At 37.9% G+C, this 14412-nt stretch carries 12 protein-coding genes; 11 read left to right on the forward strand and 1 reads right to left on the reverse strand.

The features are described from left to right. Nucleotides 1-149 precede the first annotated feature (149 nt). The 10 genes from polX to uvrC all read left to right on the forward strand — a co-directional run bounded on the left by polX (nucleotide 150) and on the right by uvrC (nucleotide 12866). Nucleotides 150-1868: a DNA polymerase/3'-5' exonuclease PolX gene (polX, locus tag MHH64_RS12400; protein WP_095307256.1), complete on the forward strand. Its 1719-nt coding sequence runs from the start codon at nucleotides 150-152 to the stop codon at nucleotides 1866-1868. Nucleotides 1869-2062: 194 nt separating this feature from the next. Next, nucleotides 2063-4408 (forward strand): endonuclease MutS2, encoded by a 2346-nt coding sequence (locus tag MHH64_RS12405; RefSeq protein WP_340001852.1) that lies wholly within the window; start codon nucleotides 2063-2065, stop codon nucleotides 4406-4408. A gap of 127 nt (nucleotides 4409-4535) precedes the next feature. Then, nucleotides 4536-4943 carry a DUF350 domain-containing protein gene (locus MHH64_RS12410; protein ID WP_095307254.1) on the forward strand — a complete coding sequence of 136 codons (408 nt, stop codon included), beginning with the start codon at nucleotides 4536-4538 and terminating at the stop codon, nucleotides 4941-4943. Between the two features lie 241 nt (nucleotides 4944-5184). Then, on the forward strand, nucleotides 5185-6888 hold the full coding sequence (locus MHH64_RS12415) for an AMP-binding protein (RefSeq protein WP_340001853.1): 1704 nt from the start codon (nucleotides 5185-5187) through the stop codon (nucleotides 6886-6888). Between the two features lie 81 nt (nucleotides 6889-6969). Next, the gene (locus MHH64_RS12420; protein ID WP_340001854.1) at nucleotides 6970-7608 is read left to right on the forward strand and encodes a TetR/AcrR family transcriptional regulator; all 639 of its coding nucleotides are present in this window, start codon (nucleotides 6970-6972) and stop codon (nucleotides 7606-7608) included. A gap of 47 nt (nucleotides 7609-7655) precedes the next feature. Further along, nucleotides 7656-8429 carry an enoyl-CoA hydratase gene (locus tag MHH64_RS12425; RefSeq protein WP_340001855.1) on the forward strand — a complete coding sequence of 258 codons (774 nt, stop codon included), beginning with the start codon at nucleotides 7656-7658 and terminating at the stop codon, nucleotides 8427-8429. A 32-nt stretch (nucleotides 8430-8461) separates the two neighbouring features. Next, nucleotides 8462-9235, forward strand: coding sequence for an electron transfer flavoprotein subunit beta/FixA family protein (locus MHH64_RS12430; protein ID WP_095307246.1), 774 nt, complete (start codon nucleotides 8462-8464; stop codon nucleotides 9233-9235). Nucleotides 9236-9452: 217 nt separating this feature from the next. Beyond that, nucleotides 9453-10424 (forward strand): electron transfer flavoprotein subunit alpha/FixB family protein, encoded by a 972-nt coding sequence (locus tag MHH64_RS12435; RefSeq protein WP_340001856.1) that lies wholly within the window; start codon nucleotides 9453-9455, stop codon nucleotides 10422-10424. A gap of 252 nt (nucleotides 10425-10676) precedes the next feature. Then, nucleotides 10677-10991: a thioredoxin gene (gene trxA / locus MHH64_RS12440; RefSeq protein ID WP_095307243.1), complete on the forward strand. Its 315-nt coding sequence runs from the start codon at nucleotides 10677-10679 to the stop codon at nucleotides 10989-10991. A gap of 96 nt (nucleotides 10992-11087) precedes the next feature. Beyond that, on the forward strand, nucleotides 11088-12866 hold the full coding sequence (gene uvrC, locus MHH64_RS12445) for an excinuclease ABC subunit UvrC (protein WP_095307242.1): 1779 nt from the start codon (nucleotides 11088-11090) through the stop codon (nucleotides 12864-12866). 85 nt (nucleotides 12867-12951) lie between these two features. On the opposite strand, the gene MHH64_RS12450 is transcribed toward uvrC, so the two are convergent. Next, the gene (locus MHH64_RS12450) at nucleotides 12952-13389 is read right to left on the reverse strand and encodes a YslB family protein (protein ID WP_095307241.1); all 438 of its coding nucleotides are present in this window, start codon (nucleotides 13387-13389) and stop codon (nucleotides 12952-12954) included. Between the two features lie 385 nt (nucleotides 13390-13774). Between MHH64_RS12450 and MHH64_RS12455 the strand changes: the two genes are divergently transcribed. Further along, nucleotides 13775-14395, forward strand: coding sequence for a succinate dehydrogenase cytochrome b558 subunit (locus tag MHH64_RS12455; protein WP_095307239.1), 621 nt, complete (start codon nucleotides 13775-13777; stop codon nucleotides 14393-14395). The last annotated feature ends 17 nt before the right edge of the window (nucleotides 14396-14412 follow it).

The following is a 14412-nucleotide window of genomic DNA, read 5'->3' on the forward strand; positions in this document are numbered from 1 at the left end:
TTAAATCGTTATGATTTGATTACCGGAGACTGATTCATCGTATTAGGGATACGCTTGTAAGTTCGGAGCAGGTGGTATGAACTAAATAGAATCAGTCTTTTTTTAGAGGTTGCAGTTTTATATGAATACTTATGGAATAGGTGATAGTTGTGGCAATTAATAAAAAAGATGTTATTCAATTATTAGAGAGAATAGCCATTTACTTGGAGCTAAAAGGAGAAAATCCATTTAAAATATCGGCATATCGAAAGGCAGCTCAAGGCTTAGAACAAGATGATCGGTCATTAGCTGACATTGAGGATTTTACAAAAATCAAAGGAATTGGTAAAGGTACAAGCAATGTCATTGTAGAATTTATTGAGCAGGGTGAATCTCAAGCTTTGAAGGAACTAGCTGAGCAAGTACCGCCTGGATTAATTCCGCTACTAAATCTGCCAGGCCTTGGTGGCAAAAAATTGTCTAAGCTTTATCAAGAGCTTGGAGTTATTGATGCGGATACATTAAAAGAGGCTTGTCTAAGCGGGAAAGTAGAAAATCTTGCAGGATTTGGCAAAAAGTCAGCAGAGAAAATTGTCGCTGCATTAGAGGAGTCAGGGAAACGTCCAGAAAGACTGCCAATAGCGATCATGCTTCCATTAGCAGAGAGAATTGAAGCATATTTAACTGAAATTGAAGAAATTGAATCCTTTTCACGGGCTGGAAGTCTTCGCAGAATGCGGGAAACAATAAAGGACCTTGATTTCATCATTGCAACTTCCAATCCATCCGCTGTAAGAGAGGCACTACTTGTCATCCCGAATTTAAAGGAAGTCATCGCTAAAGGAGATACAAAGGTATCGGTAACATTGGAGGATGTGTATGATATCAATGTCGATTTCAGGTTAGTTTCAAAGACAGAGTTTGCAACGACCTTGCATCACTTTACTGGCTCAAAAGATCATAATGTTGCATTAAGACAGCTTGCTAAATCAAGAGGAGAGAAAATTAGCGAATATGGAGTAGAAGTAGAGGAAACAAACGAAGTACGGACATTTTCAAATGAAGCAGAGTTCTTTCGCTATTTTGGACTCCAATTTATTCCGCCAGAGGTAAGAGAGAACACGGGGGAAGTGGAAGCATTTAAAGAAGAAAAAAGATTGATTGAGCTTGCTGATATAAAAGGCGATTTACATATGCATACAACCTGGAGCGATGGTGCGCAATCACTGGAAGAAATGGCGAGCCATGTTCGTGCCATGGGGTATGCCTATATGGCAATTACCGATCATTCCAAATACCTCCGCGTAGCAAATGGGCTAGATGAATCGCGCTTGCGCAAGCAGAGAGAGGAAATTGCAGCTTTAAATGAAAAGTGGACAGATTTTCATATTTTCGCAGGGGTAGAAATGGATATTCTACCAGATGGCTCACTTGACTTCTCTGATGCGTTTCTTCGTGAAATGGATTATGTAATTGGTGCCATTCATTCTAGCTTCAACCAATCACAAGAAAAAATAATGAAGCGACTATATTCAGCATTAGAAAATCCATATGTATCATTGATCGCCCACCCTACTGGCAGGCTCATTGGAAGACGAGCAGGTTACAATGTTAATGTAGAGAAATTGATTGAGAAGGCAAAAGAAACAAATACAGCATTAGAAATCAATGCCAATCCGAACAGACTTGATTTATCTGCTGATTGGGTGCGTAAAGCTCAGGAAACGGGTGTAACAATCGCAATCAACACAGACGCTCATAGCTACCAAATGCTCGACCATATGGCATACGGAGTAGGAGTAGCTAGAAGAGGATGGCTTGAGAAGGATACCGTTATGAACACGTGGTCTAAAAAGAAACTCATGGATTATTTTAATCGTAATAAATAAAGGAATTTTGAAAAATCCTTTTAAAATGACAAGTAGGAATCAGTTCAGCTAACAGCGGCTCCGTTCTGTGGTCAATTTCGAAAACAGCGCGTCTTGTGGTTACCGGGCGCGGAGAGCTAAGCTGATTGAACTCATCGGTTCTTTTTGAACATGTGATATTTAAATAAGAAGCCTATTTAAAGGAGTAATTAAGCATGAACGAACGAATTCTCCGTGTACTCGAATTTAAAAAAATAATAGAAAATCTATCCATGCACGCAGCTACAACATTAGGAAAGGATTTTGTATCTAAGTTAAAGCCTGCGACAGAATTAAAACAGGTTATCGAGCTGCAGAATGAAACAGACGAAGCGAGCCAAATTGCTCGTTTAAACAGAACTATTCCGTTAGGGGGCGTCACAGATATTCGCCCTAGCTTGAAACGAAGTGCCATCGGTGGTGTGCTTTCAACACATGAATGTCTTGATGTTGCCAATACGATTTATGGTGGAAGGCAGGTAAAGTTGTTTTTTGATCAACTCGAGCTTGAAGAAGAAATACCAATTCTTGAAGGATTGGTGGAACGAATAACACCACTTCGTGAACTGGAGATGGAGATAAAAAATTGTATTGATGACCGCGGCCACGTAATAGACAGCGCATCAGCAAGCTTACGCAGTATTAGAAGCTCCATCCGGACGTTTGAGAATCGGATTCGAGAAAGATTAGAGAGCTACACAAGAAATAATAGCAGTATGCTTTCTGATGCAATTATAACGATCCGAAATGATCGCTATGTGCTCCCAGTTAAACAAGAATATAGAGGAGCAATTGGTGGGATTGTTCATGATCAGTCGTCATCAGGTCAAACCTTGTTTATGGAGCCTAAAGCTATTGTAGACTTAAATAATCAATTGCATGGAGCGATTACAAAGGAAAAGCAGGAAATAGATCGGATTTTAAAAGAATTAAGCCAATCCATTGCAGTAGAAGAACATGATTTGGACCAAAATGTCATGCTGCTTGGTCAAATTGATTTCATATCTGCACGTGCTAGATTAGGTCAAGAAATGAAAGCAGCCCGACCAAAAATGAATGACCGAGGGTTCATTCAAATGAAGCAAGCAAGACATCCATTAATTCCAATTGATGAAGTGGTTGCTAATGATGTGGAGATTGGAAAAACGTATACCTCGATTGTAATAACAGGTCCGAATACAGGAGGAAAGACCGTTACACTGAAAATGGTGGGTCTTTGTACATTAATGGCGCAGTCCGGTTTACAAGTTCCCGCACTAGATGGCTGCGAGCTCGCAGTGTTCAAGGAAGTGTTTGCTGATATTGGGGACGAACAATCGATTGAACAAAATTTAAGTACATTTTCTTCACACATGACAAATATAGTAGAAATCATTAAGGAAGTAAATGATCATTCACTTGTGCTTTTTGATGAGCTTGGTTCAGGCACAGATCCACAGGAAGGTGCTGCACTAGCGATGGCCATTCTTGATGAAGTTGTTTCTCGCAATGCACGGGTAATTGCAACAACACATTATCCAGAGTTAAAGGCATATGGATACAATCGCAGCAACGTTGTGAACGCATCGGTTGAATTCAATGTCGAAACCTTGCAGCCTACCTACCGGTTGCTTATCGGAGTGCCTGGTCGAAGTAATGCATTTGAAATATCGAACCGATTAGGCTTGAATAATCATATAATTGAAAGAGCTAAAGGACTTGTAGGCGTTGATTCGAAAAGCGTTGAAACAATGATCGCTTCATTGGAAAAATCGCATTTAGAGGCGGAACGGGATTATGAAAAAGCACATGCAGTATTACTTGAAAGTGAGAAATTACGTGAAGACATCACAAAAGAATGGAAGCAATTAGAGCAAAAGAAGGAAGAGCTGTATAAAAAAGCTGAAGAAAAGGCAGAAAAAGCCCTGACGAAAGCTCGAGAAGAGGCGGAACGAATTGTAAACGAAATCCGTCAAATGAAAACAAATGTCTCACTAAAGGAGCATGAGTGGATTGAGGCTAAGAAAATGCTTGAGGAAGCTCAGCCACATTTGACCCAAAAGCAAAATAGACAGCCAGACAAAAAAGCTGCTGAACAAAGAGTACTTCAACCTGGTGATGAAATTAAGTTGCTAACTGTAAATCAGAAAGGTGAAGTTTTAGAAAAAGTAAATGATAATGAATTTTTAGTGCAGGTCGGAATCATGAAGGTTAAAGTGAAACGACATGAATTACAGTTTCTTGGTAAACCAAAGCAAACAATGGAAAAACCAATAGCAACGATAAAAGGATCGAATTATCATGTAAGTACAGAGCTGGATTTGCGTGGGGAACGCTATGAGGATGCCTTACTGAAACTAGAGAAATATATTGATGATGTTTTGTTAGCTGGCTATCCAAAAGCCTATATTATTCATGGTAAAGGTACCGGTGCTTTAAGAAAAGGAGTACAGGAATTCGTGAAGCGACATTCTCAAATTAAGAATGCGCAGCCAGGAGGAAGTAGCGAAGGTGGCAGTGGTGTAACTGTTCTTGAATTTTAATAAGCGGATACCTGTGCTTGTTACTAATTTAGTTAGGAAAGTATCTTACTTTCCTAACTGCATCTACAATTGATGCGTTGCTAAATGGTATGGCAAATTTCTAGAGAAGTAGGAGAGGTCGACTGTTATGGAAGGATTTTGGGAACATATCATCGTAGTTACAGCAGCCCGCTACAGTGTATTTGTCTTATGTACACTTGTCTTCTTAGCAATTTTTGAACTTGTAACATCTTATAAAAATTGGGAAGAAATAAGAAAAGGCAATCTTGCTGTTGCGATGGCAACGGGAGGAAAGCTATTTGGGATTGCAACGATTTTTCGCTATTCAATTGAACATAATGATTCTCTTTTGCAGTCAGTTGGATGGGGTGTTTTTGGTTTTGTTTTATTATTAATGGGTTATCTCATGTTTGAATTTCTTACCCCGCTTATGAAAGTAGATGAGGAAATCGGGAATGGAAATAAGGCTGTTGGCTTCATTTCCATGATTATATCCGCGGGATTAGCATTTGTAATCGGAGCCAGCATTGGATAAAGAGAGGGGAGATCAACAGTGGTATTAGATCGTTTAGCAAAAATATTAATTGTTGTGGCAGTGATTTTTGTAGTAGTAGGTATATTTTACTTAATATAAGTGGTTATTATATGACCAGCTTCTTATTCACTCCTCTTTTATTTTGTTACATAATAAAAAATCAAAAATTAATTAAAAAGATTTCAAAAAATAGAAATTAATCGGTATAATGGTTATAGTATAGTATAAAGGGGAGTGAAAAATGAAACCTAACCGAAAATGGCATGAACATTACCCGTCTGAAATACCTACGTCACTGAAGTATGAGAAAAAAGCCTTACATGTATACTTGGAAGAAAGTGCAAAAGCGTACAAAGAAAAGAAAGCGCTTTATTTTATGGGGAAGGAACTTTCCTATCATGAATTGTTTTTGAAATCAAAGCAAATGGCGAATTATTTACAGTCTCTAGGAGTGAGGAAGGGGGATAAAGTAGCTATAATGTTACCGAACTGTCCGCAGGCTGTTATAAGCTATTATGGTATTCTGATGGCGGGCGGAACGGTGGTTCAGACAAATCCACTGTATACAGAACGTGAATTGGAATATCAGCTAAATGATTCCGGCACTTCGGTAATTGTTTGTTTAGATATCTTGCTTCCTCGAGTTACAAAAGTAAAAGGAAACACAGAATTAAAACATACAATTGTTACAGGAATTAAAGATTACTTGCCATTTCCGAAAAACCTGATTTATCCGTTTATCCAGAAACGAGAGTATAACATGGTTGTTAAAGTAGAACAAAGTATAGATACGCATGTATGGCAATTAATGATGGAAAAGACACCGGCGGAATATTTGGAGCCTGAAATAGATCCAGTTGAGGACTTAGCATTATTACAATATACAGGCGGTACAACTGGTCATCCAAAAGGTGTTATGCTTACCCATTATAACCTTACATCGAATGTCGAGATGTGTGAAAGCTGGTTATATAAAACAGAGAATGGAAGAGAAATTGTGATGGGTGTGCTTCCGTTTTTCCATGTATATGGAATGACCACCGTCATGAATCTCTCGATTAAGCAAGGTTCAAAAATGATTCTCATGCCAAAATTCAATGCATTAGACGTACTTAAAGCAATTGATAAACAAAGGCCGACCTTATTTCCCGGTGCGCCGACCATCTATGTTGCTTTACTGAACCATCCAGATTTGAAGAAATATGATCTTTCATCGATTAAAGCATGTATTAGCGGCTCAGCTCCATTACCAACTGAGGTTCAGGAACAGTTCGAGAAAATAACGAATGGGAAATTAGTTGAAGGCTATGGATTAACAGAATCGTCACCAGTAACACACGCGAACTTTGTCTGGGAAAACCGAGTGAATGGTAGTATCGGTGTACCATGGCCAGACACAGATTGTAAGATTTTTAAGATGGATGCAATCGATGAAGAAGCAGAAGTTGGGGAAGTTGGAGAGATTGCGGTAAAAGGGCCGCAGATCATGAAAGGTTACTGGAATAACGAAGAAGAGACGAATAATGTATTAAAAAACGGATGGTTATTTACAGGTGATTTAGGTTATATGAATGAACAAGGCTACTTTTATATTGTTGATCGGAAAAAGGATATGATTATTGCAGGGGGATATAATATTTATCCACGTGAAGTAGAAGAGGTTCTTTATGAGCATGAAGGCATTCAGGAAGCGGTGGTAGCTGGTATACCAGATGCTTATCGTGGAGAAACAGTCAAGGCCTATATTGTTCTTAAGCAAGATTACAGTATCACTGAAGATGCGTTAAACGAATATTGCAGAAAGCATCTCGCAGCATACAAGGTTCCGAGAATATATGAATTCCGCAAAGAACTACCTAAAACTGCAGTTGGTAAGATATTAAGAAGGAAGTTAGTTGACGAAGAGGTAGCCAGACAGACAGAAGAGTCTGTAACATCTATTTGAGCCTTGTGCTCTTCTTTCTTTATTTGATTATGGACAAGGTATATTATTGACAGAATAGTCTGTAGCAGTTAAAATGAAATTATGAATGACTATTCACTCAGTTTGCAAAGTGAAACACATCTTAGGAGAAGACGCATGAAAAATAACAAACCCAAATATAACCAAATTATAGAAGCGGCAGTAAAAGTCATTGCAGAGAACGGCTATCATGGATCGCAAGTATCTAAAATTGCTAAAGCAGCTGGTGTTGCGGATGGTACAATCTATCTTTATTTTAAGAACAAAGAAGATGTGCTTGTATCTGTTTTTGAAGAGAAGATGGGTGAATTTATTAAGCAAATCGAAGAATCAACCAATCAAAAGCAAAATGCAAATGAGAAATTATTTACACTAATTAAAATGCATTTTGAACAGCTTTCTGCCGATTATCATTTAGCGATTGTTACCCAGCTGGAACTAAGACAATCCAATTACGACCTTCGCATTCAAATCAATAATGTTTTAAAGCGATATTTAACTGTATTGGATAATATCCTGAAAGAAGGAATACAGCAACAACTATTTCGTGATGATCTAACGATTCCATTGGTACGCCAGATGATTTTTGGTACTTTAGATGAAATCGTAACGAATTGGGTTATGAATGAGCAAAAATATGACCTGAATAAACAAGTTTCAGCTGTTCATGACTTGTTAATGAAAGGGCTTTCGGTAGATTGAATCGAATCAGATTAAATCTAAGTATATAGAAGGAGGATATAATTAAATTGACGATGATTATGTATGAAGTTGAAGGAAATGTAGCGTATTTAACCATTAAAAGTCTACCCGCAAATGCATTATCACGGGGTCTTCTAAAAGACCTAAGTGAACAGCTTAACCGAATCGAACAAGAAAATCGTGTAAAAGCTGTTGTGTTAAAAGGGGATGGTAGGTTTTTCTCCGCGGGAGCTGATATTAAGGAATTTACCGATTTACAGAACGCATCCGATTATGCATCACTTGCAACAAATGGTCAGCGTGTCTTCAGTCGAATGGAACAGTTCTCTGTACCGATTATTGCTGCTATTCATGGTGCTGCATTAGGTGGAGGGTTAGAACTGGCAATGGCTTGCCATATCCGTATCGTAACAGAAAATACGAAACTTGGGTTACCTGAAGTGAACCTTGGGATTATACCTGGTTTTGCAGGTACACAGCGATTGCCTAGATATGTAGGTGCAGCAAAAGCATATGAAATGATACTTACTGGTGAACCAATTAGTGGAAGTCAGGCAGCTGCATGGGGTCTCGCGAATAGCGTTGTCGCTGAAGAAGAGCTTTTAAGTGAAGCTACGAAACTAGCAAACAAGATTGCGGCTAAAAGTAAACCAGCTATTCAGCATATCATGCATCTTGTTTCCGTAGCTAAAACAGAGGCATTTTCCAAAGGGGAAGAAGAAGAAGCTAATGCTTTTTCGCAAGTTTTTGGAAATGAGGATGCGCGAGAAGGGATTCAAGCATTTTTAGAAAAGCGTCAAGCTAATTTTAAAGATAAATAAGATAATATTTAAATTGATTAGGAGGATACTAGATGAATATTTACGTACTTTTAAAGAAGACCTTCGATACTGAAGAAAAAATTAGTGTAGCTGGCGGAACAATTGAAGATGAAGGTGCTGAATTCATTATTAACCCTTACGATGAGTATGCGGTTGAAGAGGCAATTACACAGCGTGATGCTCATGGAGGGGAAGTAACTGTTGTGACAGTCGGAGATGAAGACTCTGAAAAACAGTTACGCACAGCCTTAGCAATGGGAGCAGACAAAGCAGTACTAATTAATACAGAAGAAGACTTGGATGAAGGAGATTCTTTTACAACTGTTAAAATTTTAGAGGCGTACTTTGAAGATAAAGAAGTAGATTTAATTTTAGCAGGAAACGTGGCAATTGATGAAGCAAGTGGACAGGTTGGACCACGATTAGCTGAATTACTTGGGTTTCCATATGTTACAACCATTACTAATTTGGATATCAAAGATGAAACAGTTACGATTGAAAAAGATGTAGAGGGTGATGTAGAGATTATTGAAACAAGCTTGCCTTTATTAGTAACTTGTCAGCAAGGCTTAAACGAACCTCGCTATCCATCACTTCCAGGAATTATGAAAGCAAAGAAAAAGCCGTTGGAAGAGCTTGAAATTGATGATTTAGATTTAGATGAAGAAGATGTGGAAGCGAAAACGAAAACAATCGATATCTATTTACCACCTGAAAAGGAAGCTGGAAGAGTACTAGAAGGCGAAATCTCAGATCAAGTTAGTGAATTAGTTTCCTTACTTAAAAACGAAAAGAAAGTGTTGTAAAGAAAAAATAACGAGTTTAAAAACGATAAAATGGACCGAGGTCTGCTAAATTTGAAACGTCATTGGACTGAGATTACTCAGCCCGATTTACACTGGACGTGATGACTTCGACGTTTAACAGGGACGTATCGGTTCTTAGTCGAAAATCTCTTGTGCAGATGTGTTAATTTACAGGACTTTTTGAACAACTTCCTTTATGGATGAAAGGGGAAATGACATGAGTGATAAATATATAGTAATTAGTGAAGTGAGAGATGGAGAATTGCGTCATGTATCATTTGAAGCAATTGCGGCAGCGAAAGAAATTAATGCTGATGCTGAAATCGTTGGTGTAGTTGTTGGTGATGGAAGTTTGGAAAGTTTGGCAAAAGAACTTATTTATTATGGTGCAGATCGAGTAATAAGTGTTTCTCATGAAAAACTGAAAACGTATACATCTGAAGGCTATGGGCAGTCGATAATGGCAATTATTAATGATGAAAATCCAACCGGTATCATTATGGGGCATACTTCGATTGGGAAGGATTTATCACCGAAATTAGCGAGCAAATTAGAGACAGGACTTATTTCAGATGCTGTTGCAATTGAAAAGGACGATGATCAGCCTGTATTTATTCGTCCAATTTATTCAGGGAAAGCTTTTGAAAAGAAGATTATTACAAACGGAATTACTTTTGTGACGATTCGACCGAATAATATTTCCGCATTAGAAAAAGATGAATCCCGTTCAGGAGATATAGAGACAAAAAACGTTGATATAGCAGATATCCGAACCATCGTAAAAGATGTCGTTCGTAAAGCTTCTAAGGGAGTAGACTTATCAGAAGCAAATGTAATTATTGCTGGCGGCCGGGGTGTTAAAAGCGAAGATGGATTTAAGCCATTATATGAGCTTGCAGAGGTGTTAGGTGGAGCAGTCGGCGCATCACGTGGGGCCTGTGATGCAGAGTATTGTGATTACGCTTTACAAATTGGGCAGACTGGAAAGGTTGTAACACCAGATCTCTATATTGCAGTTGGAATTTCAGGCGCTATCCAGCATCTAGCCGGGATGTCTAACTCCAAAGTAATTGTAGCAATTAACAAAGATCCAGAAGCAAATATCTTCAATATTGCTGACTATGGAATTGTTGGTGATCTATTTGAAGTTATTCCGTTACTGATTGAGGAATTTAAGAAAGTGAAATAATCAATTGGATCTGGTGATAATATTCATCAGGTCCCTATTTTTTATCACGTATTAAGAGGCTGTAATACCCCCCATTTCTATACGTAACGGAATCCAAAAGTAGTGAAAGAGGGAGGAACCAATCCGTAAATCCCTAATGAATGAAGTTTCACGTTATAATATGAAGCAAACTATTAGGAAGTATATACATCAGGTGATATACTCATAATAAGATTTATTCAATCTTGAGTTTTTATTAGGAGGTATATAATAATGGCAATTAAAAATGTATCAGATCAGAACTTCGCACAAGAAACTTCTAAGGGGCTTGTTTTAGCTGACTTTTGGGCACCATGGTGTGGACCGTGTAAAATGATCGCTCCAGTTCTGGAAGAAATAGATGGAGAAATGGAAGAAAAAGTACAAATCGTTAAGCTTGATGTGGACGAAAACCAAGAGACTGCTGGTAAATTCGGTGTAATGAGTATCCCTACACTATTACTGTTCAAAGATGGTAACGTAGTGGACCAAGTAGTAGGTTTCCAACCAAAAGAAGCTTTAGTAGACTTAATTAACAAACACGCGTAAAACGTGTATAATGAAATTAGAACAAATCCCTTGTTACGAATGTGACAAGGGATTTGTTCTAAAGAAAAAGGGGATACTTAAAGGATTTGAATGCAGATGAATGAGACAATAAAGGGTAAATTGGCTATATTGCCAGCACAGCCGGGTTGTTATTTGATGAAGGATAGGCATGGAATCATTATTTATGTTGGAAAGTCAAAGATGTTGAAAAATCGTGTTCGCTCTTATTTCAGAGGTGCGAATGACCAGAAAACACAACGTCTTGTACAAGAAATAGAGGATTTTGAGTACTTTGTAACTTCTTCTGAGATCGAAGCACTTATACTAGAGATGAACTTGATTAAAAAATATGACCCAAAATATAATGTGATGCTAAAGGATGATAAATCTTATCCATATTTGAAAATCACATCGGAAAGACATCCGCGCTTGCTCATTACACGTAAAGTTAAAAAGGATAAAGGCAAGTATTTCGGACCGTATCCAAATGTTTTGGCAGCAAGAGAAACAAAGAAATTACTGGATCGACTTTATCCGTTAAGAAAATGTAATAACCCACCAGGACGCCCTTGTTTATATTATCATATGCACCAATGCAAGGCGTGCAGCGAGAACCCCCCGTCAAAAGAGGAATATCAGTCCATTGTTCAAGAAATTGCTTCCTTTCTGCAAGGGGGATATAAAGAAATTAAATCAAACATAATGGCGAAGATGTATGAGGCTAGTGAACAGCTTCAGTTTGAACGTGCAAAGGAACTGCGTGATCAAATTCAGCATATTGAAGTCGTAATGGAACAACAGAAAATGACAATGAATGATCAAGTTGATCGAGATGTTTTTGGATACAGCTATAACAAAGGCTGGATGTGCATTCAAGTATTTTTTGTGAGACAAGGAAAGCTGCTTGAAAGAGATGTGACGATTTTCCCATTCTTTGATGAACATGAGGAGACCTTCATTAGCTTTGTTGGTAGATTTTATCTACATGAAAACCATTTAAAACCAAAGCAAATACTAGTGCCTATTGGTACACAAGATGAACTACTGCATAAGCTACTTGAAATCGACGTGCATACCCCATTGCGTGGAAGAAAAAAAGAACTGGTGCAGCTAGCTATGAAAAATGCAGAAATTGCGCTAGAGGAAAAATTTCTATTAATTGAACAGGATGAAGAAAGAACGATTCAGGCGGTTGAGAAGTTAGGGGAGAGACTTCACATTGAAACGCCGCGTCGTATTGAAGCTTTTGATAATTCCAATATTCAAGGGACAGATCCAGTATCAGCGATGATCGTGTTTGAAGATGGAAAACCAAATAAAAAAGCGTATCGCAAATATAAAATTAGAGATGTAAAAGGTCCAGACGATTATGAAACAATGCGAGAAGTAATCCGAAGAAGGTATACAAGAGTACTGAAAGAAAACCTGCCACTGCCCGATTTGGTAATTGTTGACGGTGGAAAGGGTCAAATGTCAGCAGCTCTGGATGTACTGGAAAATGAGCTTGGTCTTGATATACCGCTTGCAGGACTAGCTAAGGATGATAAGCATAAAACAAGTGAGTTGCTTTACGGAGATCCTCCAATTATGGTACCGCTGGAACGTCAATCTCAGGAATTCTACCTTGTGCAGCGTATTCAAGATGAAGTGCACCGGTTTGCTATCACATTCCATCGCCAGCTTCGTGGTAAAAACTTATTCCAATCGGAGCTAGATAAAATACCTGGAGTTGGAGAGAAGCGAAGAAAGTTATTGCTAACGCATTTTAAATCGGTGAATGAAATTCGGAACGCGAAAATAATGGATATTACAAAACTTGGCATACCTAGCAACATAGCAGAAATCGTAATTAGTCACTTGAATAAAGAAGATTAAAAGAAAGGCAGGAGCATGTTTCGTAAATGCTCCTGCCTTTCTTTGTGGATCCACACAATGCTGGTAAAATTATATTTTATGTAGTCTAGTTCGTTATAAAAACAGAAAATTCAATTTGGTGAATACGTTTGTTAATCTCTTCCACACATTCGCACTCAATTCCTTCTACTTGTTGAATGGCTTCTGCCAAAAATCCAGCTTCAAAGCGAAAGTCCACATTGAAAGGTGCATTTAACCGTAAAACAACGGAGTCGGATAGTAAGTGGAATACAAATACTTTTTTATTTTGTTTCATGAGATCCAATGTTCCCCAGCCAAGCTTGTCGAACAAGTATACAATGTCATCAAGTGTCGTTATTTCAAACTTACGTGCGAGATTTCTTCCCATAAAATATAGTATTGGTTCTGTATCTTGTCCAAGTAAATCAGGTAAGCTTACATATCTTAGGATGTCGTAGCCAGCCCCTGGTGTGTTTAATTCTTCAAGATGTGACAAATTTAATGGTTGATGCTTGTTTGACATCCTTTTCATCCTTTCCAACAAATCCAAAATAGTTTCCTTTCTCACATAAAGTACGATCAGAAGAACTACTCATATTATCTATTTAAATTGATAAAAAAACAAGTCATGTCATTCATTTTTTTCTTATTCTCAATTAAAAAAACAAGGATCTTTCCTTTGTTTTATTAAGGGTATGTAAACTTATTTAACTAGAAGTCTGGGTTTCTATTCTATTCTAATTGAGAATCTAGTTTTCTTGACGCTTTTTGTAGTTAGAAGTACAATAAATGTGTTACGAATTTGTGCTATTTTATAAAGTCTGCCTTTTTCAAATAAAAGCGCTTCATTACTTTGTGGATAGCTACATATTATCTTATATTATTGAACGAGACTAAGGGGGGTAAACATGGCAGAGCATCGTGAGTTTTTTTACAGAAGATTGCATTCGTTATTAGGTGTTGTTCCAATCGGCCTTTTTATGGTTCAGCATTTAGTAATCAATCATTTTGCTGTGTATGGAGAAGAGAGTTTTAATCGGGCAGCAGGATTTATGGCAGGGCTTCCATTTGTATTGCTTTTGGAGATATTTGTCATTTATCTACCAATTTTGTTTCACGCAATCTTAGGGGTATATATTGTTTTTGTTGCACGAAACAATACGAGAACTTATGGCTTCTTCCGTAACTGGATGTTTAGGCTACAGCGAATCACTGGTATTGTAACACTTGTTTTCATTGCATGGCATGTATGGGAAACACGAGTGCAAATCGGCTTAGGTAATGTAGACCTTGATTACAGCTTGATGGAAGGGATTTTAACAAATCCATTCATGTTTTGGTTCTACGTTATTGGTGTAGTTTCCGCAGTATTTCACTTTGCTAATGGTTTATGGAGCTTTTTGGTTACATGGGGCATTACGCAGTCACCAAAATCGCAGAAGATTGCTACATATGCAGTAATTGTTGTCTTTTTTGCAATCAGCTATCTCGGTGTTAGAACATTGATTCAATTTGCGTACGGAGTTTAATAGAACAACCTCTAGAA

The sequence above is a fragment of the Oceanobacillus sp. FSL K6-0127 genome, assembly GCF_037983385.1.
Lineage (GTDB): Bacteria > Bacillota > Bacilli > Bacillales > Amphibacillaceae > Oceanobacillus > Oceanobacillus profundus.

Excerpts from the sequence above, each read along its gene's own strand:
- MHH64_RS12455 (WP_095307239.1), top strand. The coding sequence starts at position 13,775 with ATGGCAGAGCATCGTGAGTTTTTTTACAGAAGATTGCATTCGTTATTA.
- MHH64_RS12420 (WP_340001854.1), top strand. The coding sequence starts at position 6,970 with ATGAATGACTATTCACTCAGTTTGCAAAGTGAAACACATCTTAGGAGA.
- MHH64_RS12430 (WP_095307246.1), top strand. The coding sequence starts at position 8,462 with ATGAATATTTACGTACTTTTAAAGAAGACCTTCGATACTGAAGAAAAA.
- trxA (WP_095307243.1), top strand. The coding sequence starts at position 10,677 with ATGGCAATTAAAAATGTATCAGATCAGAACTTCGCACAAGAAACTTCT.
- MHH64_RS12450 (WP_095307241.1), bottom strand. The coding sequence starts at position 13,389 with ATGTCAAACAAGCATCAACCATTAAATTTGTCACATCTTGAAGAATTA.
- MHH64_RS12435 (WP_340001856.1), top strand. The coding sequence starts at position 9,453 with ATGAGTGATAAATATATAGTAATTAGTGAAGTGAGAGATGGAGAATTG.
- MHH64_RS12410 (WP_095307254.1), top strand. The coding sequence starts at position 4,536 with ATGGAAGGATTTTGGGAACATATCATCGTAGTTACAGCAGCCCGCTAC.
- MHH64_RS12405 (WP_340001852.1), top strand. The coding sequence starts at position 2,063 with ATGAACGAACGAATTCTCCGTGTACTCGAATTTAAAAAAATAATAGAA.
- MHH64_RS12415 (WP_340001853.1), top strand. The coding sequence starts at position 5,185 with ATGAAACCTAACCGAAAATGGCATGAACATTACCCGTCTGAAATACCT.
- uvrC (WP_095307242.1), top strand. The coding sequence starts at position 11,088 with ATGAATGAGACAATAAAGGGTAAATTGGCTATATTGCCAGCACAGCCG.